We start from the raw sequence: 254 nt of genomic DNA on the forward strand, positions 1-254 counted from the left end.
CGGCTGCGCGCCGCCGTCCGCCGCACCGAGGCCGCCCCGGCCGCCCACGAGACCGTCGTGGTCACCACCGACGAGTTCACCGTCGACCTGGTCGCCAAGCGCGTCACCCGCGCCGGCCGCGACGTACGCCTGACCCCCACCGAGTGGCAGCTGCTCGAAATACTCATATGCCACCCGGGACGCCTCATCACCCAGCGCCAGCTGCTGCTCGACGTGTGGGGCCCGTCCCACGGCAACAAGACCAACTACCTCCG

Annotated in this window: 1 protein-coding gene; it reads left to right on the top strand. The window is 71.7% G+C overall.

Going from position 1 to position 254, the window contains the following annotated elements:
- On the top strand, nt 1-254 hold a 254-nt coding region (locus tag AOK22_RS42170; protein WP_208606389.1), incomplete at both ends, for a winged helix-turn-helix domain-containing protein.

The sequence above is a fragment of the Streptomyces silaceus genome, assembly GCF_001419745.1.
GTDB classification, from domain to species: Bacteria; Actinomycetota; Actinomycetes; order Streptomycetales; family Streptomycetaceae; genus Streptomyces; species Streptomyces silaceus.